Genomic DNA, 20,127 nt, shown 5'->3' with positions numbered 1-20,127 from the left:
TAATCGAACAGACGAAACGGAAGGAGCTTGCTTCTTCCGTTTCTTTTTGGAGTGAGTCCATGTCTTATCACTGGAACTGGGGCGTATTGCTGAGTCCGGTTTCGACCGGCGAGCCCACCACCTATCTCGGCTGGCTGATCTCCGGCTTCTGGGTGACGATCACCGTGTCGCTCGCGGCCTGGGTGATCGCGCTCGTGGTCGGCTCGTTGTTCGGCATCTTGCGCACGGTCCCGAATCGCACGCTGGCGGGCATCGGCACCGTCTACGTCGCGATCTTCCGCAACATCCCGCTGATCGTGCAGTTCTTCGTCTGGTATCTCGTGATACCGGAGCTGCTGCCGCCTTCCATCGGCAACTGGTTCAAGCAACTGCCGCCTGGCGCGCAGTTCTTTTCGTCGTCGATCATCTGTCTCGGGCTCTTCACCGGCGCGCGCGTGTGCGAGCAGGTGCGCTCAGGCATCAACGCGCTGCCGCGCGGACAGCGCAACGCGGGCCTCGCGATGGGCTTCACGCAATGGCAGACGTATCGCTACGTGCTGATGCCGGTCGCGTACCGCATCATCGTGCCGCCGCTCACGTCGGAATTCCTCAACGTGTTCAAGAACTCGGCGGTCGCGTCGACCATCGGTCTGCTGGATCTGTCCGCGCAGGCGCGGCAGCTCGTCGACTACACGGCGCAGACGTATGAATCGTTCATCGCGGTGACGCTCGCGTACATGCTCATCAACCTCGTCGTGATGATGTTGATGCGCTGGCTCGAAGCGAAGACGCGGCTGCCTGGCTACATCGGAGGCAAGTAATGCATCAGTTCAACTGGAGTGACGTGCTTGCGCAGTGGCCCACGCTGATGACGGGCGCGAAGATCACGATGCAGATCACCTTGCTGGCGATCGTGATCGGGATCGTCTGGGGCACGGTGCTCGCGCTGTTCCGCCTGTCGGGCGTCAAGCCGCTGCAATGGTTCGCGGGCGCGTATGTCACGCTGTTCCGCTCGATCCCGCTCGTGATGGTGCTGCTGTGGTTCTTCCTGATCGTGCCGCAGTTGCTGCAGAACGTGCTCGGGCTGTCGGCGGACATCGACATTCGTCTTGCCTCGGCGATGGTCGCGTTCTCGCTCTTCGAAGCTGCGTACTATTCGGAAATCATCCGCGCCGGCATTCAGGCGGTGCCGCGCGGGCAGGTGAACGCGGCGTTCGCGCTCGGCATGACCTATGGGCAGGCGATGAAGCTCGTCGTGCTGCCGCAGGCATTCCGTGCCATGGTGCCGCTGCTGCTCACACAGGCCATCGTGCTGTTTCAGGATACGTCGCTCGTGTACGTCATCAGCCTCGCGGACTTCTTCCGCACGGCGACGAACATCGGGGACCGCGACGGCACGTCCGTCGAAATGATCCTGTTCGCGGGCGCATGCTATTTCGTGATTTGCGTGGTGGCGTCGGCCCTCGTCAAAAGTCTTCAGAAAAAGGTCGCAAGATGATCTCTATCAAGAATGTTTCCAAGTGGTACGGCCAGTTCCAGGTGCTGACGGACTGCACGACCGAAGTGAAGAAGGGCGAGGTCGTCGTGGTGTGCGGCCCGTCGGGTTCGGGCAAGTCGACGCTCATCAAGACCGTGAACGGTCTCGAGCCGTTTCAGAAGGGCGAGATCACGATCAACGGCCAGTCGCTCACCGACAAGAAGACGAATCTGTCGAAGCTGCGTTCGAAGGTCGGCATGGTGTTTCAGCACTTCGAGCTGTTTCCGCATCTGACGATCACGCAGAACCTGACGCTCGCGCAGATCAAGGTGCTCGGCCGCTCGAACGACGAAGCGGCGCAGAAGGGCATGAAGCTGCTGGATCGCGTCGGCCTGCGCGCGCATGCGGACAAGTTTCCGGGCCAGCTTTCGGGCGGTCAGCAGCAGCGCGTGGCGATTGCGCGCGCGCTGTCGATGGACCCGATCGCGATGCTCTTCGACGAGCCCACGTCCGCGCTCGATCCGGAGATGATCAACGAAGTGCTCGACGTGATGGTCGAACTCGCGCAGGAAGGCATGACCATGATGTGCGTGACGCACGAAATGGGCTTCGCGAAGAAGGTGGCGAACCGCGTGATCTTCATGGACCGCGGGCTCATCGTGGAAGACGATCAGAAGGAAGCGTTCTTCGCGAATCCGAAGTCGGATCGCGCGAAGGATTTTCTGGCGAAGATTTTGCACTGACCTCGTCTTCGAAGAAGAATACGGCGCTTCCGAAAAAGAAGCGCCGTTTTTTTTATTCGATTCCCAGTTCGCTTTCCACCGCCGCCGTCGACCGGATCTCGTCGATTTTCAGCGCCGAGCCGACACACGCCTTCGCGAGCGGCACGGCCGCCTTCTTCGCGACCTCCTCCGGCACCGGAATATTCACCGAGCGCGCGAGGTCGCCGCCCTGGAACATCGCGAGATCGCCGGGCGCGAAGCGCGTCCAGATTTCGTTGTCGGTGAGCGGCGACGTCGCGATCACGGCGACGCGGTCTTCCGGCGTCGTGTACTTGGCGAAGTCGATCGACATGTCCGCGTCGATCAGATGCGCCGTCGAGAACGGCCAGCTTCGCACCAGATAGTACAAATGCGTCGAGCAGTGCGAGAAGAGCGCCTGCCCGTTCGACATCAGAAAGTTGAACACACCGTGTTGCGTGATGCCGCGCGTGAGGTCGGCGAGTGCGTCGAAGAGCTCTTCGAGCGGCGGCTGCGAGCACGGAAACGCGCGGCGCAAACCTTGCAGCAGCGCGCAGAACGCGAGCTCGCTGTCCGTCGTGCCGACCGGCTGATACACGCCCGTCAATTCCGGCGAATGCCCGACCAGATCGCCGTTGTGCGCGAAGATCCAGTGGCGTCCCCACAGCTCGCGCATGAACGGATGGCAGTTCTCGAGCAGGATGTGCCCCTGCGTCGCCTTGCGGATATGCGCGATGGTGTTCTTCGATTTGATCGGATAGCGCTTCACCATGTCCGCGAGCGGCGAGCTGGCGGAAGACTGATGATCGATGAAAAGCCTGCAGGCCTTGTCTTCGAAGAACGCGATGCCCCAGCCGTCCGCGTGATGATCCGTCACTCCGCCGCGCGCCGCGAATCCGGTGAACGAGAAGGTCACGTCCGTGGGTTCGGCGCAGTTCATTCCGAGAAGTTGGCACATGATGCTGGGGCGGGCGGCTTATGGCCTGGTTGTTACAATACGTCCGACAAGCATATCACCGAGGCAAGAGCGAAAAAATCGCGCGAGCGCTCGCCAGCGCACGCGTTGTGGATTTTCCACGGCGATTTTTTTTCCAGTCTTCGCGTGAACGTGCGCCATTCCAACGTCTCCCGTCACTTCGCCATGTCCGCTAACTCATCCTCGCCCAAGTCGCTCACGATCGCGCGCCCCGACGACTGGCATCTGCACGTGCGCGACGGCGCGACGCTCGCGGCGGTCCTGCCGCACACGGCGCGCCAGTTCGGCCGCGCAATCATCATGCCGAACCTGAAGCCGCCGGTCACGACGACGGAACTGGCCGCCGCGTACCGCGACCGCATCTTGGCGGCACTGCCGAAAGATGGTGCGGGCGCACGCTTCGAGCCGCTGATGACGCTCTATCTCACCGACAACACGCCGCCCGACGAAATCCGCCGCGCGAAAGAGAGCGGTTTCGTGCATGGCGTGAAGCTGTATCCGGCGGGCGCGACGACGAATTCCGACGCAGGCGTGACCGATCTGCTCGGCAAGTGCGCGAAAACGCTCGAAGCGATGCAGGAAGTCGGCATGCCTTTGCTGACTCACGGCGAAGTGACCGACAGCGACATCGACGTGTTCGATCGCGAAAAGGTGTTCATCGACCGCGTGATGACGCCGCTGCGCCGCGATTTTCCGGCGCTGAAGGTCGTGTTCGAGCACATCACGACGAAGGATGCCGCCGATTACGTGCGCGACGTGGAAGGCCCGATCGGAGCGACGATCACCGCGCATCACCTGCTCTATAACCGCAACATCATGCTGGTCGGCGGCATGCGGCCGCATTACTACTGCCTGCCGGTATTGAAGCGCGAGACGCATCGCGTGGCGCTCGTCGAGGCGGCGACGTCGGGCAATCCGCGCTACTTCCTCGGCACCGACAGCGCGCCGCATCCGAAAGGCCTGAAGGAACACGCCTGCGGCTGCGCGGGCTGCTACACGGCGCTGCACGCGCTCGAGCTCTACGCTGAATCGTTCGACAAGGCAGGCGCGCTCGACAAGCTCGAAGGCTTCGCGAGTTTCCACGGCGCCGACTTCTACGGCCTGCCGCGCAGCGCGGAAAAGGTGACGCTGGAACGCGCATCGTGGACGCTGCCCGACGAATTCACCGCCGGCGACGCGACGATCGTCCCGCTGCGCGGCGGCGAGTCGATCGGCTGGCGCTTCTCGGACGCGCATTGATACGACGCACGTGAGCGCGGGTTTCGCCGATATCGACTGGGCGCGGCCCTGGCTCGCGCCGATCGAGCCGCGCGGCAAACGCTGGCAGGCGGCGGCGCTCACCGGTTACGCCGACTATCTCGCGACGCTGAACGAAGACGCATCCGCCGCCGCGCTTTTCACGGGCCGTGGCCGGCCGCTTGCGTTCATCGCGCAGGAAGAGTTGCCGGCGGGCGCGTCTTACGAAGGTCATATCGCGCAAACCGGCCGCGTGCCGACGCGTCACAATCTCCACGATTTCTTCAACGGCTCGATGTGGTTCGCGTATCCGCGCATCAAGGCGGTGCTCAACGCGCGCCAGGCGGAACAGATCGATGAACGCGGCATCGGTCCGACGCGTGGCGGCGTGCGCGACGGGCTCACGCTCTTCGACGAGAACGCGGTGCTCTTCGCCTGCGCCGATGCAGCGCTCGCGGATTCGCTGCGCGGGTTTCAGTGGCGCGCGCTGTTCATCGACCAGCGCGCGGCGTGGGGTACGCGCTGCGAGGCGCGCATCTTCGGCCATGCGCTGCTGGAAAAGCTCGTCGCGCCTTACAAGGCATGCACGGGGCATGCGTGGATCGTCGATGTCCCCGCCGACTATTTCACGCTCGACGATGCCGGCCGCCGCGCGCTCATCGACGAACGCATCGCGCAAAGCGTGCTCGACGCGCCGCTCGACAGCCGCGCCTTCGCGCCGCTGCCGGTGCTGGGCGTGCCGGGATGGTGGGGGGCGAACGCATCGCCCGATTTCTATGACGATGTCTCCGTGTTCCGCCCGGGCCGGCGTAATCGCTGATGTTAAAATCGATGCCGCAAAGCAGGCCAGGCAATCGCGGCTTCGGCGTTTCGGCGCAGAGGGCGAGGAAAGTCCGGACTCCACAGGGCAGGGTGATGGCTAACGGCCATCCGTGGCGACACGCGGAACAGGGCAACAGAAAGCAAACCGCCGATGGCTTCGGGCGCAAGTCCGGAGATCAGGTAAGGGTGAAACGGTGCGGTAAGAGCGCACCGCGGACGTCGCGAGACGTTCCGGCACGGTAACCTCCACCCGGAGCAATTCCAAATAGGCAGGCGCGCATCCTCGCGATGCAGGACGGGGCCCCCGTTTCGTCTGCGGGTAGGAAGCTTGAGCGCGTCAGCAATGGCGCGCCTAGAGGAATGATTGCCACGCGCGTCGGGCTTCGGCTGGGCGTGTGCACAAAATCCGGCTTATCGGCCCGCTTTGTCGACATCAAAAAGAAAGAGCCGGCGTCTCGCGACGTCGGCTCTTTTTGCTTTCGCGGATGCTTCGTGCTCAGACTTCGACGATCTCGAACGAATGCGTGAGCTCCGCCGACTTCGCCAGCATGATGGACGCCGAGCAGTACTTGTCGTGCGACAGGTTGATCGCGCGTTCGACCGTCGCCGGATTCAGGTTCTTGCCCGTTACCGTGAAATGGAAGTGGATCTTCGTGAAGACCTTCGGGTCTTCGCTCGCGCGATCCGCCTTGAGCGTCACCGAACAGCCCTGAATTTCCTGGCGGCTCTTCTTCAGGATCATTACGACGTCGTACGCGGTGCAGCCGCCGGTGCCGAGCAGCACCATTTCCATCGGGCGGGGCGCGAGATTGCGGCCGCCGCCTTCGGGCGCGCCGTCCATGTTGACGAGATGGCCGCTGCCCGTTTCGGCGGCGAACGCCATGCCGTCTTGTCCCATCCAGCTAACTTTGCATTCCATGCTCAGGCTCCAGCTGCTCAACGCATCGTTACAGAGGGCTTCATTGTAGCGGTTCATTGACTTTGGTTCTCTCGCTGCTTACGAGCAATTACCAGTTGACGCAGCGAAATTCGGCGAGGCGGTTCACTATTCAAAGATCCGAACGAGTCCTCTAGACCGCGAGATTGGGCAACGTACGTCACGTAACTACATGAAATGAATCAAGAAACCCGCTTTTCGTGTGATCGTGTCAAGATTTCAAATTATGAAATTCGATTTCGCGATGCAAATCTTCTTGCCTTGCAGCATGACCGTACCTATACTCGTTCCTGTCTCCTCCACCTCCTCCTTGGTGGATTAAGCCCGAGCCTCAGTTGCCCGGGCTTTTTTTCGTCCGCTTTTTTGTTCATGCGGCGCGCGAAATCAATTCTTTGACGCGGCAGCAGAAATCCCTTTATAATTCAAAGTTCTCTTCGCCCTACGCCCGCGGAGGGAGGCCTGTGAGAGCCTGCAAGCGTCGGATTCTTGGATCTGAGCGCACTCATATAAGCAGGGCCGAACAGCGCAGAGTCGAAATCAGTTCAAGGGCAATTCAATTTTTTGGATCGATCATGAAGACGTTTTCCGCAAAAGCCGAAGAGGTGACGCGCGAATGGTACGTGATTGACGCGACGGATAAGGTTCTCGGCCGTGTCGCCAGCGAAGTGGCACGCCGTCTTCGCGGCAAGCACAAGCCTGAATTTACTCCGCACGTCGACACTGGTGATTTCATCATCATCATCAACGCCGGCAAGCTGAAGGTCACGGGCAACAAGACCACGGACAAGAAGTACTATCGTCACTCGGGCTACCCGGGCGGCATCTACGAAACGACGTTCGGCAAGATGCAAGAGCGCTTCCCGGGCCGTGCGCTCGAGAAGGCTGTCAAGGGCATGCTTCCGAAGGGTCCTCTCGGCTACGCAATGATCAAGAAGCTCAAGGTCTACGCTGAAGCCACGCATCCGCATACGGCTCAGCAGCCGAAAGCGCTCGAGATCTAAGGGGAGCCCACATGATCGGTAACTGGAACTACGGTACGGGCCGCCGCAAGAGCGCCGTCGCTCGCGTCTTCATCAAGTCGGGCAAGGGCGAGATCGTCGTCAATGGCAAGCCCATCGCCGACTACTTCTCGCGTGAAACGTCGCTGATGATCGTGCGTCAGCCGCTCGAGCTCACGAACCACGCCACCACGTTCGACATCAAGGTCAACGTGTCGGGCGGCGGTGAAACGGGTCAGGCAGGCGCGGTTCGCCACGGCATCACGCGCGCGCTGATGGACTACGACGCTACGCTCAAGTCGCAACTGTCGAACGCTGGCTTCGTCACGCGTGACGCGCGTGAAGTGGAACGTAAGAAGGTCGGTTTCCACAAGGCACGTCGCAGGAAGCAGTTCTCGAAGCGTTAAGCGCTTCGGCTTCGCCCGGGCTGGTCCGCCGGCCTGGATGCGAAAACTGCCGCAAAGCCGCCCGCACTCAGGTGCCGGCGGCTTTTTGTTTTGGCGCGCGCAGGCTGATCGATGTCGAATTTGCATATAGCCCATTGATTTCATGGACATTCGGCACGATATTGAGATCAGCCCTACAATAGCGGTTAGAAGCTTAATTGGAGAATTCGAATGAGCGCTGTCAGCGACACCCCCACGACCGAAATGCCGATGCCGTTCGTCTTCACCGACGCGGCTGCGGACAAGGTCAAGCAATTGATCGACGAAGAAGGCAATCCGGATCTGAAGCTGCGCGTGTTCGTGCAAGGCGGCGGATGCTCGGGGTTCCAGTACGGTTTCACGTTCGACGAGGAAGTCAACGAAGACGACACGGTGCTGGACAAGGCGGGCGTGCAGTTGCTCGTCGACTCGATGAGCTATCAGTATCTCGTCGGCGCGGAGATCGACTATAAGGACGACCTCAACGGCGCCCAGTTCGTCATCAAGAACCCGAACGCCACGACCACCTGCGGTTGCGGTTCGTCGTTCTCGGTTTAAGCGCGCGTTTCTGGCGCTGAAGAAAAACGGAGCCTCGTGGCTCCGTTTTTTCGTTAATGCGGGTAAATCGCGCCGAGCACGCGTACGCCCGCCGCGCCTGTCACCGCAGGCAGATTGCCCGGCTCGCGCGCGACACAGCGCATCGCGAGCCATGCGAAGGCGAACGCTTCGACTTGCTGCGGTGGCACGCCGAGCGCTTCGGTCGTCATGACGGGCACGCTCGCGACCGCGTTGTCCGCCAGCGCCTGCTGAAGCATCTGCATCAGCACCGGATTGCGCGCGCCGCCACCGCACACATACACGGCGCGCGTGTCGGATGCGTGGCGCGCGATCTCGCGGGCGACCGTCGTCGCGGTGAGCGCGGTGAGCGTCGCCTGGACATCGGCGGGAGCGAGGCTTGCGAAGGCCGCGAGCTTCGCGTCCATCCACGCCGGATTGAACAGATCGCGGCCCGTGCTCTTCGGCGGCACGAGATCGAAAAACGGTTCGTCGAGCAATGTGTTCAAAAGCGGCTGGCTGATGCGGCCTTGGGCCGCGAACTGTCCGCCATCGTCATACGCGCGCTGCGTGTGACGGAACGCCCATTCATCGATGAGTGCATTCGCCGGGCCGCAATCGAAGCCGCGTACTTCGCCGTTCGCCGCCAGAATCGTGATGTTGCTGATGCCGCCCAGATTGCACACGACGCGCGTTTCGTTCGCTGCGCCGAACATCGTCGCGTGAAACGCCGGCACGAGCGGCGCGCCCTGGCCGCCCGCGGCGACGTCGCGGCTGCGGAAGTCGGCGACCACGTCGATGCTGGTCATTTCCGCGAGCAGCGCGGGATTGTTGATCTGCCGCGTGTAGCCCTTTTCCGGCCGATGCCGCACCGTCTGTCCATGCACGCCGATCGCCCGCACCTTCGACGCCGAGTAGCCGCTCATGCTCTGCAATTCGTGACAGCAGACGGCATAGCGCGTCGCCAGCGCATTGGCGGCGAGGGCTTCGCGCTCCAACTCGTTGTCGCCGGGCGATTGCAGCTCGAAGAGCGCGTCGCGCAGACCTTTCGAAAAGGATACATGCGCCTCGCCGAGCACGACGGGCGGTTTGCCCGTCGCGAACTGCACCGCGACGCCATCGACGCCGTCCATGCTGGTGCCGGACATCAAACCGAAGTACACGCCATCCGACTTGCCGGTTTCGATTGCTTCGGTTTTCTTTCCCACGTTGCTCTCCTCTTCGATGCCGTGCCGCCGGTTCTCGTTCAAGCGGGGATTATCCGCGTTACGGAGCGAATCGTTAAGATGCGTCTGACTTCGATCTGGATGGAAACGGTTCGACAGGACATGAAACGGCGCGAATGGCCGCGTCATCGCGTAAAATCCTCAGCCTGAACAAGCAATTGCGCGCGATATCGTCATTTTTTCCCGCGCGCGCCGCTCGACTGAGCGGCCTTCCTCACGGCCACGGCGCCTGCCGCCACATCGCCAGTCATCGAACCCTTTTGACTTCACAAGCCGCAAGCATGACCACTGATTCCAACGCTTCCGCCGCGCAGAGCTTTCCGATCACCGACGACGTGAAGAGCGCGCTCGCCATCGCCAAACGTGGCTGCGACGAACTGCTGATCGAGGACGAATTCGCGCAGAAGCTCGCGAGGAGCGCCGCGACGGGCAAGCCGCTGCGCATCAAGCTCGGTCTCGATCCGACCGCGCCCGATATCCACATCGGCCACACGGTCGTGCTGAACAAGATGCGCCAGTTGCAGGATCTCGGCCATCACGTCATTTTTCTGATCGGCGATTTCACGTCGCTGATCGGCGATCCGTCCGGCCGCAACGCGACGCGTCCGCCGCTCACGCGCGAGCAGATCGAAATGAACGCGAAGACGTATTTCGAGCAGGCGTCGCTCGTGCTCGACCGCGAGAAAACCGAAATCCGCTACAACAGCGAATGGTCGATGCCGCTCGGCGCCGACGGCATGATCAAGCTTGCATCGCGCTACACGGTCGCGCGCATTCTCGAGCGCGAGGACTTCACCAAGCGCTTTCAGGGCGGCGTGCCGATCTCGATCCACGAATTCCTCTATCCGCTGATGCAGGGCTACGACTCCGTCGCGCTGAATTCGGATCTCGAGCTCGGCGGCACGGATCAGAAATTCAACCTGCTCGTCGGCCGCGAACTGCAGAAGCAGTATGGCCAGGAACAGCAGTGCATCCTGACGATGCCGCTGCTCGAAGGCCTCGATGGCGTCGAGAAGATGTCGAAGTCGAAGAACAACTACGTCGGCATCAGCGAGAAGCCGACCGAGATGTTCGGCAAGCTGATGAGCATCTCTGATGTGCTCATGTGGCGTTATTTCGAACTGCTGTCGTTCCGCCCGATGAGCGAGATCGAAGGCTACAAGCGCGAGATCGAAGGCGGACGCAATCCGCGCGACTTCAAGGTGATGCTCGCGCAGGAAATCGTCGCGCGCTTCCATTCGTCCGCCGATGCCGAACGCGCTCTCGACGACTTCAACCATCGTGCAAAGGGCGGCGTGCCGGACGACATCCCGTCGGTGACGCTCGCGGGCGCGCCGGTCGCGATCGGTCAGTTGCTGAAGCAGGCGGGCCTCGTGCCGTCGACGAGCGAAGCGCTGCGCAACATCGAGCAGGGCGGCGTGAAGATCGACGGCGCGACTGTCTCCGACAAGGCGCTGAAAGTCGAAGCGGGCGAGTTCGTTGTGCAGGTCGGCAAGCGCCGCTTCGCGCGCGTTACGTTGACGGCATGATTGCGCTGATTCAACGCGTGAAGCGCGCCGATGTGTGCGTAGGCGAGCGCGTGACCGGCGCCATCGACGCGGGCTTGCTCGCGCTCGTCTGCGCCGAACGCGGCGACAACGAAGCCACCGCCGACAAACTTCTCGCGAAAATGCTCGGCTATCGCGTGTTCAGCGATACAGAGGGCAAGATGAATCTCTCGGTGCAAAGCATCGGCGGCGGTTTGCTGCTCGTATCGCAATTCACGCTCGCCGCCGATACGAACAGCGGCCTGCGCCCGAGCTTCACGCCCGCCGCGCCGCCGGACGAGGGCAAGCGGCTCTTCGATTACTTCGTCGGGCAGGCGCGCGCGAAGCATCCGATCGTCGAGACGGGCGAGTTCGGCGCGGAGATGCAGGTGTCGCTCGTCAACGACGGGCCGGTGACTTTCTGGCTTCAGGTAAGACCATGACGACACAGGTTCTCTTCATCCGCCACGGCGAAACCGACTGGAACGCCATCAAGCGCATTCAGGGGCATATCGACATTCCGTTGTCCGCGCACGGCTTGCTGCAAGCGGAACAGCTCGGACAGCGACTTACGCGTGATGGCCGGATCGATGCGGTGTATTCCAGCGATCTGCAACGCGCGCAGCAGACGGCGCGTCCTTTCGCGGACGCGCTCGGGCTCGGCTTGCGTCTGTCGGAACGCTTGCGCGAACGTTTCTACGGTGCGTTCCAGGGCCATGACAGCGACGAGATCAACGACAAGTTTCCCGCCGAATACATCGAATGGCAGACGCGCGATCCCGGCTTCGCGCCACCCGGCGATGGCGAATCGCAGCGTGTGTTCTATCACCGCATCGTGCATGCGATGGAACCGATCGTCGCGGCCCATCCGGGCGGACGCATCGCGGTGGTCGCGCATGGCGGCGTGCTCGATTGCATCTATCGGTTTGCGATGAAGCTATCGCTGCACGAACCGCGCAACTGGCCGCTGCTCAATTGCAGCGTCAACGTGGTGGACTACGCGGATGGCGGCGCGACGGTCGTGTCGTGGGGCGATATCGCGCATCTTTCGACCGACACCGACGACGACAGTCTGCGCAAGCGCGCCTAGCTGTTGCTCGTATTGCTGCCCGTGTCCCAGAGATCGCGAATTGGCCCCGCGTCGGGCGCGGCAAGGCCGAAGTGCCGGTACGTGAGCATCGTTGCGACACGCCCGCGCGGCGTGCGCTGCAGAAAGCCTTGCTGGATCAGATAAGGCTCCAGCACGTCTTCAATCGTATCGCGCTCTTCGCCGATGGCCGCGGCGAGATTGTCCACGCCGACGGGCCCGCCATCGAACTTGTGAAGGATCGCTTCGAGCAGCTTGCGGTCCATCAGATCGAAGCCGACGGGATCGACGTCGAGCATCTTCAATGCTTTATCGGCGACGTCGGCGGTGATCATGCCGTCCGCTTTCACTTCGGCGTAATCGCGCACGCGACGCAGCAAGCGGTTCGCGATACGCGGCGTGCCGCGCGAGCGCTTCGCGATTTCCAGCGCGCCTTCCGGCACGATCTCCGCCTTCAGCAACGACGCCGAGCGCGCCACGATACGCGCCAGCTCGCTCGCGTTATAGAACTCCAGCCGCGACACGATGCCGAAACGGTCGCGCAGCGGATTCGTCAGCATGCCCGCGCGCGTGGTCGCGCCGACGAGCGTGAACGGCTGAAGATCCAGCTTCACGCTGCGCGCGGCCGGTCCTTCGCCGATCATGATGTCGATCTGATAATCCTCCAGCGCCGGATACAGGATTTCCTCGACGACCGGCGAAAGCCGGTGAATTTCGTCGATGAACAACACGTCGTTGGCTTCGAGATTCGTGAGCAGCGCGGCGAGATCGCCCGCGCGTTCCAGTACCGGCCCCGACGTCTGCCGCAGATTCACGCCCATTTCCCGCGCGATGATGTGCGCGAGCGTTGTCTTGCCGAGACCGGGCGGCCCGAACAGCAACACGTGATCGAGCGCTTCGGAACGGCGCTTGGCCGCCTCGATGAAGATTTCGAGCTGGCCGCGCGCCTTTTCCTGCCCGATATATTCGTCGAGCTTGTGTGGGCGCAGCGCCCGTTCGAACGCTTCCTCGTTCGGCGAGACGGGCGTGGCCGAGATGACGCGTTCGGCGGCGAGTTTGTCGGTTTCGATCATTTTTTGATTGTACAGCGAGCTTTTCAGCAGCGAATCTGGCCGAACGGCCTAGGCACAATCACCCTTTCGAAAGCGCCTTCAGCGCCATCTTGATGCCTTCCGACACGCCCGTTCCCGCCGGCACGTTCTTGATCGCGGCGAGCGCTTCCTTCTCCGAATAGCCGAGCGCGAGCAGCGCGTTGAGGATGTCGGATGCGTGATCGGACTGCGAAACCGTCGCCGCGATCGCGCCGAGATCCGCGCCGAGCTTGCCCTTCAGTTCGAGCAAAAGACGCTCTGCCGTCTTCTTGCCGATGCCCGGCACGCGCGTGAGGCGCGCTGCGTCCTGCGTCGTGACGGTCTGCGAGAGTTCATGCACGCTCATGCCCGAGAGCACGGCCAACGCCATCCGCGCGCCGATGCCGCTGATCTTCAGCAGTTCGCGGAACGTCGCGCGTTCCTGCGCGGTGAGAAAACCGTACAGCAGATGCGCATCTTCGCGCACGATAAGTTGCGTGAGCAGCACGACCTTCTCGCCGGCATTCGGCAGGTTGTAGAACGTGCTCATTGGCACGTCGATTTCGTAGCCGACGCCGTTGCAGTCGACGAGCAGATGCGGCGGATTTTTTTCCAGCAGAACGCCGGCGATGCGACCGATCATAGTTCGAGCTTGAGAAGAGTGTTAACCGATGAGACGCCCGCGCCGCACACGCAAGCCTTTCTTGGCAAGCGATGGCGCGATGCCGCCGAGCGCCGCGAGACCCGTGCCGCCGTGCGCGTGACAGATCGCCATGCCGAGTGCGTCGGCGGCGTCGGTGCTGGGTACGCCGGAGAGATTCAATAGCCGCACGACCATCTGCTGCATCTGCTCCTTGGTCGCGCGTCCATAACCGACGACGGCCTGCTTCAGTTGCAGCGCCGTGTATTCGGCCACCGGCACGCCGCTCGCGACGAGCCCGCAGATCGCGGCGCCGCGCGCCTGCCCAAGCAGCAGGGTCGATTGCGGGTTGACGTTGACGAAGACCTTTTCGATCGCCGCCTGATCCGGGTTGTGCTGCGCGACGAGCGTGGAAATGCCGCTGAAAATCGTGTTGAGGCGCGAAGGCAGATCCGCGTCGGCAGTCTTGATGACGCCGCTCGTCACGTAATTGAGCGTATGCCCGTGCTTCTCGATGATGCCGAAGCCGGTCACCCGCAGACCTGGATCGATGCCGAGGATTCTCATTCGTTCGCGATTTTGCGCTGGTTCAAAACATAAGGCCTGTTTGCGCCGTGCTCGGCGCAAACAGGCCCATGTTATCTGGAAATACGCGAATTAATGACGGAAGTGACGCGTACCGGTGACGATCATCGCGACGTTGTGCTCGTCGGCGGCGGCGATCACTTCGTCGTCGCGCATCGAGCCGCCCGGCTGGATCACGCAGGTCGCGCCCGCGTTCACGACGACATCGAGGCCATCGCGGAACGGGAAGAACGCGTCCGACGCCACCGCCGAGCCGTTCAGCGTCAGACCGGCGTTCTGCGCCTTGATGCCCGCGATGCGCGCCGAATCCACGCGGCTCATCTGGCCCGCGCCGACGCCCATGGTCATGCCGTTCGCGCAGAACACGATTGCGTTCGACTTCACGTACTTCGCGACGCGCCACGCGAACATCAGATCGTCCATTTCCTTCGGCGTCGGATGGCGCTTCGTCACGACGCGCAGTTCGTGCGGCTGCACGTTCTTCGCATCGAGCGATTGCACGAGCAGACCGCCGCCGACGCGCTTCAGATCGAACGCGTTGTGACCGGCGCCGAGCGCGATCTGCAACAGGCGCACGTTCTGCTTCGCCGCGAACACGGCGCGGGCCGCGTCGCTGAACGCCGGCGCGATCAGCACTTCGACGAACTGCTTCGCGACCGCCTGCGCCGCCGCTTCGTCGACTTCACGATTGAACGCGATGATGCCGCCGAACGCGGAAGTCGGATCGGTCTGGAACGCCTTCGAGTACGCTTCGAGCGCATTCACGCCGAGCGCCACGCCGCACGGATTCGCATGCTTGATGATGACGCACGCGGGCGCATCGAACGTCTTCACGCATTCCCATGCGGCGTCCGAATCGGCGATGTTGTTGTACGACAGTTCCTTGCCCTGCAATTGCTCGTAGTTCGCGAGCGCGCCGGCCGGCACGGACAGGTCGCGGTAGAACGCAGCGCTCTGATGCGGATTCTCGCCGTAGCGCAGATCCTGCACCTTCTCGAACGCCAGATTGAACGTGGCCGGATACGTGTTGCGATCCGAATGCTGGAGCGCTTCGGTCAGGCTCGTCAGATAGTTCGTGATCGCGCCGTCGTATTGGGCGGTGTGCGCGAACACCTTGGTCGCGAGACGGAACTTCGTCTGGTAGCCGACGCTGTTATTGTTCGCGCGCATCTCGTCGAGCACGGTCGAGTAATCAGCCGGATCGACGATAACCGTCACGTCGCGATGATTTTTCGCCGCCGAGCGCAACATCGTCGGGCCGCCGATATCGATATTCTCGATCGCGTCTTCCAGCGTGCTTTCTTCCTTCGCGACCGTCTGCACGAACGGATACAGATTCACGACCAGCAGGTCGATCGTCGGAATGTCGTGCTCTTCGAGCGCGGCCACGTGCTCGGGCGAGTCGCGGCGCGCGAGAATGCCGCCGTGAACTTTCGGATGCAGTGTCTTCACGCGCCCGTCGAGCATTTCCGGGAAGCCGGTGTAGTCGGCGACCTCGGTCACGGGCAGGCCTGCGTCGGCGAGCAGTTTCGCCGTGCCGCCGGTCGAAAGGAGCTTGACGCCGAGCGCCGACAGCGATTTGGCGAAATCGACGATGCCGGATTTGTCGGAAACGGAAAGGAGCGCTTGCTTGATCATGATGAACACTGAAACCGAAAAGGGAAACCAGGCCGGACCAAGGCGCACGCCTCAGTCCGATGAATCAAATCAATCCGTGCTGTTGCAGCTTCTTGCGCAAGGTGTTGCGGTTGATGCCGAGATACTCGGCCGCGAGCGATTGATTTCCGCCCGCCTGCTCGAGCACCACTTCGAGCATCGGTTTTTCCACGCACGAAATCACCATGTCGTACACGTCGTGCGGGTTGGAGCCGTCCAGATCCTGAAAGTAGTTGTCGAGGCTCTGGCGGACGCATTGTTCGATGTTATGTCTGCTCATGCGGCAATCAGTCGGTCTGTCGTGTTGTTGTTCCCGCCACACGATTCTTCCCCGTCCGCATCTTCGGCGTCACCGCTTTCGTCCACATAGACGAGACGGTCCGACAACGCCTTTTGTGCGTCAAAGAATTCGTTGACGGCGAGCAATTGTTCTTTGGTCGTGTCCAGCGTATTCATCCGGTGCCGGAAGGTGTTGGCGCCGGAAAGGCCGCGAGTGTACCAGCCGATGTGCTTGCGCGCAGTCCGGACGCCCGTGAATTCCCCGTAAAAGGCGTAGTGATCTTCGAGGTGCTCGTTCATCACCTGCTGGATCTCGTCGATGCGCGGCGGCGGCAGGCGCTCGCCCGTTTGCAGAAAATATTCGATCTCGCGGAACAGCCACGGACGGCCCTGTGCGGCGCGACCGATCATGATGGCGTCGGCGTTCGTGGCGGCTAGTACGTCGCGCGCTTTTTCGGGCGTTGTGATGTCGCCGTTCGCGACGACGGGAATTTTCACCGACGCCTTCACGGCCGCGATGGTTTCGTACTCCGCGTCGCCCTTGTAGAGATCGGCGCGCGTGCGGCCGTGGACGGTGAGCATGGCAATGCCGGCGTCCTCCGCGATCTTCGCGATGGCGAGCGCGTTCTTGTTCTCGCGATTCCACCCCGTGCGAATCTTGAGCGTGACGGGCACGGCATCCGGCCCGACGCCGACCGCCTGCACCACGGCCGCGACGATCTGCGCGACGAGCGGTTCGTTCTGCAGGAGCGCGGACCCCGCCGCGACGTTGCACACCTTCTTGGCCGGGCAGCCCATGTTGATGTCGATGATCTGCGCGCCGTTCGCCACGTTGTGCCGCGCCGCTTCCGCGAGCATCTGCGGATCGGCGCCGGCGATCTGCACCGAGATCGGCTCGACCTCGCCCGCGTGATTCGCGCGGCGCATGGTCTTCTCGCTTTTCCACAGCTGCGCGTTCGACGCGACCATCTCCGACACCGCGTAGCCCGCGCCCATGCGCTTGCAGAGCTGCCGGAACGGGCGGTCGGTGACACCTGCCATCGGGGCGACGAACAGGTTATTGCGCAGAACGTGTGAACCGATGGTGGGCATGAAGGCTAAAGGACCCGCTCGGTCGTTACGCAGTGAAACCGCGTCCGGCGGATGCAACATTTCTCAAGGGGAAACGCATATTTTAGCGCGAATAGCGTGCTGAAATTAAGAGCAATCGCATGCAAGTCTTTAAATCTTCTATGAAAGACGGCGCGTTCATAGAGGATAAGTTCTTCTTTTTAGCGCAGACGATTGCCTCTTTGCCGTGTTGGCTCAGCGGCGCTGCCCGAACATCATCTGGCGGGCGAGGGCCGTTTTGACCGGCGGAAGGAACTCGAGCGCCGTGAGAGCGAGGCCGCGCATCGCGGCGAACGGCGCAAAGTCCACCGTGAAAATGCGGGCGAGCGTATCCGTCGCACCGATCGTCAGGCGGCGGTCAAGCGCGCGGCGCTGGGCGAAGCGCGCCAGCGCGAGCGGGCGCGGGCCGTCGGCGGAAAGGGCGTCGGTGAGCGCGAGCGCGTCGCGCAGGCCGAGGTTCAGACCCTGCCCCGCGACCGGATGCAGCGTCTGCGCGGCATTGCCGATCGCTACGGTGCGCCGGTCGACGAGCACATCGAGCGCGGTCAGCCCGAGCGGAAACGCGGCGCGTCCCGTGATGCGCGTGAAGCGGCCCATGCGCGTGCCAAAGGCGGCGCCGAGTTCGGCGAGAAAGGTGTCGTCGTCGAGTTGCGTGCGGCGCGCGGCTTCGTCGGGCGAGCAACACCAGACGAGCGAATAATCCGCGTGACGCTGGCCGCCGCACGGCAGGAGCGCGATCGGTCCTTCGTTCGTGAAGCGCTCCCACGCGACGTTCGCGCGCGGATCGGACACGCTCACCGTCCCGACGATGGCCGTCTGGCCGTAATCGCGTGCGCGGCGATCATCGGAGGGTGCGTCCTTCTGATAGAGACCGCCCTCCGCGTTCACCAGCGCTTTCACGCGGATCGTGCGCTCGCCCTGTGCCGATTGCAGCGGCAGCGTGACGCTGTCGTGGTCCTGTAGCGGCGCGAGGGCGGAAGTGTCTGTCAGCCAGTCGACGCCGGTCGCGCGCACGGCATCGGCGAGCGCGCCGACCAGCGAGCCGTAGCGTACGACGTAGCCCAGTTCGGGCAACTCGTGCTCGTCGTGCTCGATCAGCGTCCGGCCGAAATGTCCGCGCTGCGAAACGTGGATACGACGGATCGGCGTGGCGTCGGCGGGAAAACCGAGCGGCTGGAGCATCACGCGGCTGCCGTGCGAGAGTGCGAGCGCGCGCGGATCGTTCGCAGCGGCTTCGGGCGTGCGCGCGTCGATGAGCGCGATGGAAAGCCGTGAGGTTGCGCTACGCCGCGCGAGCCAGCCCGCAAGCGCGAGCCCGACCGGCCCCGCGCCCACGATGGCGATGTCGTAATCGAAATGCGGTTCGGTGCCTTGAACGTCGCTCATGGTCAGTTTGCGTTCGTTTCGCGCATCAGCGCTTCGATATCGTCGGCGGCGACGGGCACTTCGCGCGTCAGCAGCTCGCAGCCGTTTTCCGTGACGACGGCGTCGTCCTCGATGCGGATGCCGATATTCCAATACTGCTCTGGCACGTCCTCGGCGGCGCGCACGTAGAGACCCGGCTCGACGGTGAGCGCCATGCCGGGCACGAGCGTGCGCCACGGACGCGCGCCTTGCTCGTCGCGCGGACCACTGGCGTCGCGGTACTCGCCCGCGTCGTGCACGTCCATGCCGATCCAGTGTCCCGTGCGATGCATGTAGAAACGCGCGTAGGCGCGTTCCGCGAGGACGTCGTCGACGCTCCCGAATGTGGTTTTGTCGAGAATGCCCGTATCGAGCAAACCTTGCGACAGCACTTTCAACGCCGCCTGATGCGGCGCGTCGAAGTTCACACCGGGGCGAGTCGCGTCGACCGCTGCGGCCTGCGCGGCGAGCACGATGTCGTACAGCTCGCGCTGCGCGAGCGTGAAGCGGCCGCTCGCGGGAAACGTGCGTGTGATGTCCGACGCATAACCGTCGAGCTCGCACGCGGCGTCGATCAGGATCAGATCGCCTTCGCGCGCGATCGCGTTGCCCGCCGGATAGTGCAGGACGCAGGCGTTCGCGCCCGCTGCGACGATCGAACCGTACGCGGGGGCCTGCGCGCCGTGACGGCGGAACGTGTACAGCAGCTCGGCCTCGATCTCGTATTCGCGCATGCCGGGGCGGCAAGCGCGCATCGCGCGGCGATGCGCTTCGGCGGAAATCGCTGCCGCACGCCGCATGATCGCGATCTCGTGCGCATCTTTGACCAGGCGCATTTCGTCGAGAATCGGCAGCAGATTCTCCGCGCGGGCGGGCGCGCGCACGCCGCTGCGGCTCTGCGCGCGCACGGCGGCGAGCCAGCCACGCACTTGCGCATCCAGTTCCGCCGATGTGCCGAGCGCGTAATGCAGCGCGGGCTTGTCGGCGATGAGGCGCGGGATTTCCTCGTCGAGCGCGGTGATGGGCGATGCGGCATCGAAACCGAAGGCGTCGCGCGCGGCTTCGGGGCCGAAGCGGAAGCCTTCCCACGTTTCGCGCTCCGCGTTTTTCTCGCGACAGAAGAGTATCGACGCGGGCTCGCCGTCTTTGGCGTTCGCGTTCAGCACGAGCGTCGCCTCGGGTTCGTTGAAGCCCGTCAGATAGTAGAAGTAGCTGTCGTGACGGAAGGGGTAGTCCGTGTCGCGATTGCGCATGACTTCCGGCGCGGTCGGCACGATGGCGACGCCGCCGCCTTGCGCACGCAGCGCGGCGAGCACGCGCTCGCGACGGGCGCGGTAGATGTCGACGGCGATGGGACTGGCGAGTTCGGTCGGTGAGTTCATGCGCCGATTGTAGCGCC

The 20,127-nt window shown here is 63.0% G+C and carries 22 protein-coding genes and 1 other RNA gene; 12 read left to right on the top strand and 11 right to left on the bottom strand.

The window, feature by feature from the left end; translation table 11 throughout:
- Positions 1-59: 59 nt before the first annotated feature.
- From AWB74_RS17645 to AWB74_RS17635, 3 genes are read left to right on the top strand one after another with little or no spacing between them, the layout of a single operon-like run.
- The gene (locus AWB74_RS17645; protein ID WP_061148013.1) at positions 60-800 is read left to right on the top strand and encodes an amino acid ABC transporter permease; all 741 of its coding nucleotides are present in this window, start codon (positions 60-62) and stop codon (positions 798-800) included.
- Positions 800-1,477 carry a glutamate/aspartate ABC transporter permease GltK gene (gltK, locus tag AWB74_RS17640; protein ID WP_061148012.1) on the top strand — a complete coding sequence of 226 codons (678 nt, stop codon included), beginning with the start codon at positions 800-802 and terminating at the stop codon, positions 1,475-1,477. The genes AWB74_RS17645 and gltK overlap by 1 nt, the downstream gene beginning before the upstream one ends.
- Positions 1,474-2,199 (top strand): amino acid ABC transporter ATP-binding protein, encoded by a 726-nt coding sequence (locus AWB74_RS17635; RefSeq protein WP_061148011.1) that lies wholly within the window; start codon positions 1,474-1,476, stop codon positions 2,197-2,199. The genes gltK and AWB74_RS17635 overlap by 4 nt, the downstream gene beginning before the upstream one ends.
- A 52-nt stretch (positions 2,200-2,251) precedes the next feature.
- On the opposite strand, the gene AWB74_RS17630 is transcribed toward AWB74_RS17635, so the two are convergent.
- Positions 2,252-3,154: a class II glutamine amidotransferase gene (locus AWB74_RS17630; RefSeq protein WP_087039071.1), complete on the bottom strand. Its 903-nt coding sequence runs from the start codon at positions 3,152-3,154 to the stop codon at positions 2,252-2,254.
- Positions 3,155-3,337: 183 nt separating this feature from the next.
- Between AWB74_RS17630 and pyrC the strand changes: the two genes are divergently transcribed.
- The 3 genes from pyrC (at position 3,338) to rnpB (ending at position 5,660) form a co-directional block, all read left to right on the top strand.
- Positions 3,338-4,411, top strand: coding sequence for a dihydroorotase (gene pyrC / locus AWB74_RS17625; RefSeq protein ID WP_061148046.1), 1,074 nt, complete (start codon positions 3,338-3,340; stop codon positions 4,409-4,411).
- Positions 4,412-4,421: 10 nt separating this feature from the next.
- On the top strand, positions 4,422-5,228 hold the full coding sequence (locus AWB74_RS17620; RefSeq protein ID WP_061148009.1) for a DUF3025 domain-containing protein: 807 nt from the start codon (positions 4,422-4,424) through the stop codon (positions 5,226-5,228).
- Between the two features lie 18 nt (positions 5,229-5,246).
- An RNA gene (rnpB, locus tag AWB74_RS17615) (RNase P RNA component class A) lies at positions 5,247-5,660 on the top strand.
- Positions 5,661-5,726: 66 nt separating this feature from the next.
- On the opposite strand, the gene AWB74_RS17610 is transcribed toward rnpB, so the two are convergent.
- Positions 5,727-6,149, bottom strand: a complete 423-nt coding sequence (locus AWB74_RS17610) for an OsmC family protein (RefSeq protein ID WP_061127173.1) — start codon at positions 6,147-6,149, stop codon at positions 5,727-5,729.
- A gap of 590 nt (positions 6,150-6,739) precedes the next feature.
- Here AWB74_RS17610 and rplM point away from each other — a divergent pair.
- From rplM to erpA, 3 genes are all read left to right on the top strand, one after another.
- Positions 6,740-7,168 (top strand): 50S ribosomal protein L13, encoded by a 429-nt coding sequence (gene rplM / locus AWB74_RS17605; RefSeq protein WP_035961695.1) that lies wholly within the window; start codon positions 6,740-6,742, stop codon positions 7,166-7,168.
- Positions 7,169-7,179: 11 nt separating this feature from the next.
- Positions 7,180-7,572 (top strand): 30S ribosomal protein S9, encoded by a 393-nt coding sequence (rpsI, locus tag AWB74_RS17600; RefSeq protein ID WP_061148008.1) that lies wholly within the window; start codon positions 7,180-7,182, stop codon positions 7,570-7,572.
- A 210-nt stretch (positions 7,573-7,782) separates the two neighbouring features.
- Complete coding sequence (gene erpA / locus AWB74_RS17595) at positions 7,783-8,148, top strand: iron-sulfur cluster insertion protein ErpA (protein WP_061127160.1); 366 nt, start codon at positions 7,783-7,785, stop codon at positions 8,146-8,148.
- A 53-nt stretch (positions 8,149-8,201) separates the two neighbouring features.
- Here erpA and AWB74_RS17590 read toward each other — a convergent pair whose 3' ends face one another.
- The gene (locus AWB74_RS17590) at positions 8,202-9,332 is read right to left on the bottom strand and encodes an anhydro-N-acetylmuramic acid kinase (RefSeq protein WP_087039076.1); all 1,131 of its coding nucleotides are present in this window, start codon (positions 9,330-9,332) and stop codon (positions 8,202-8,204) included.
- A gap of 320 nt (positions 9,333-9,652) precedes the next feature.
- On the opposite strand from AWB74_RS17590, the gene tyrS reads away from it, so the two are divergent.
- Genes tyrS through AWB74_RS17575 form a run of 3 tightly spaced genes read left to right on the top strand, consistent with a single transcriptional unit; the run spans position 9,653 to position 11,987 of the window.
- Positions 9,653-10,900 (top strand): tyrosine--tRNA ligase, encoded by a 1,248-nt coding sequence (gene tyrS / locus AWB74_RS17585; protein WP_061148007.1) that lies wholly within the window; start codon positions 9,653-9,655, stop codon positions 10,898-10,900.
- Positions 10,897-11,340: a D-aminoacyl-tRNA deacylase gene (gene dtd / locus AWB74_RS17580; protein ID WP_061148006.1), complete on the top strand. Its 444-nt coding sequence runs from the start codon at positions 10,897-10,899 to the stop codon at positions 11,338-11,340. The genes tyrS and dtd overlap by 4 nt, the downstream gene beginning before the upstream one ends.
- A complete protein-coding gene (locus AWB74_RS17575) occupies positions 11,337-11,987 on the top strand; it encodes a histidine phosphatase family protein (protein ID WP_061148005.1) in 651 nt (216 codons plus the stop codon). Before dtd ends, AWB74_RS17575 begins: the two co-directional genes overlap by 4 nt.
- Here AWB74_RS17575 and ruvB read toward each other — a convergent pair.
- The 8 genes from ruvB to AWB74_RS17535 form a co-directional block, all read right to left on the bottom strand.
- Entirely contained in the window at positions 11,984-13,057 is a 1,074-nt protein-coding gene (gene ruvB, locus AWB74_RS17570; protein WP_061148004.1) for a Holliday junction branch migration DNA helicase RuvB, read from the bottom strand. The genes AWB74_RS17575 and ruvB overlap by 4 nt on opposite strands.
- 58 nt (positions 13,058-13,115) lie before the next feature.
- Complete coding sequence (gene ruvA / locus AWB74_RS17565; protein ID WP_061148003.1) at positions 13,116-13,697, bottom strand: Holliday junction branch migration protein RuvA; 582 nt, start codon at positions 13,695-13,697, stop codon at positions 13,116-13,118.
- Positions 13,698-13,718: 21 nt separating this feature from the next.
- Positions 13,719-14,261, bottom strand: a complete 543-nt coding sequence (ruvC, locus tag AWB74_RS17560; protein WP_061148002.1) for a crossover junction endodeoxyribonuclease RuvC — start codon at positions 14,259-14,261, stop codon at positions 13,719-13,721.
- 90 nt (positions 14,262-14,351) lie between these two features.
- Positions 14,352-15,917 carry a bifunctional phosphoribosylaminoimidazolecarboxamide formyltransferase/IMP cyclohydrolase gene (gene purH / locus AWB74_RS17555; RefSeq protein WP_061148001.1) on the bottom strand — a complete coding sequence of 522 codons (1,566 nt, stop codon included), beginning with the start codon at positions 15,915-15,917 and terminating at the stop codon, positions 14,352-14,354.
- Between the two features lie 64 nt (positions 15,918-15,981).
- The gene (locus tag AWB74_RS17550; protein WP_008351548.1) at positions 15,982-16,215 is read right to left on the bottom strand and encodes a Fis family transcriptional regulator; all 234 of its coding nucleotides are present in this window, start codon (positions 16,213-16,215) and stop codon (positions 15,982-15,984) included.
- Complete coding sequence (gene dusB, locus AWB74_RS17545; protein ID WP_061148000.1) at positions 16,212-17,306, bottom strand: tRNA dihydrouridine synthase DusB; 1,095 nt, start codon at positions 17,304-17,306, stop codon at positions 16,212-16,214. The genes AWB74_RS17550 and dusB overlap by 4 nt, the downstream gene beginning before the upstream one ends.
- Positions 17,307-17,519: 213 nt before the next feature.
- A complete protein-coding gene (locus AWB74_RS17540; protein ID WP_061147999.1) occupies positions 17,520-18,710 on the bottom strand; it encodes a UbiH/UbiF/VisC/COQ6 family ubiquinone biosynthesis hydroxylase in 1,191 nt (396 codons plus the stop codon).
- Positions 18,711-18,712: 2 nt separating this feature from the next.
- The gene (locus tag AWB74_RS17535) at positions 18,713-20,110 is read right to left on the bottom strand and encodes an aminopeptidase P N-terminal domain-containing protein (protein WP_061148044.1); all 1,398 of its coding nucleotides are present in this window, start codon (positions 20,108-20,110) and stop codon (positions 18,713-18,715) included.
- Positions 20,111-20,127: the final 17 nt, after the last annotated feature.

It is taken from the genome of Caballeronia arvi (assembly GCF_001544695.2).
GTDB classification, from domain to species: Bacteria; Pseudomonadota; Gammaproteobacteria; order Burkholderiales; family Burkholderiaceae; genus Caballeronia; species Caballeronia arvi.
The sequence above is the reverse complement of the archived record's forward strand: the minus strand, read 5'-3'. Positions and strand labels throughout refer to the sequence as shown.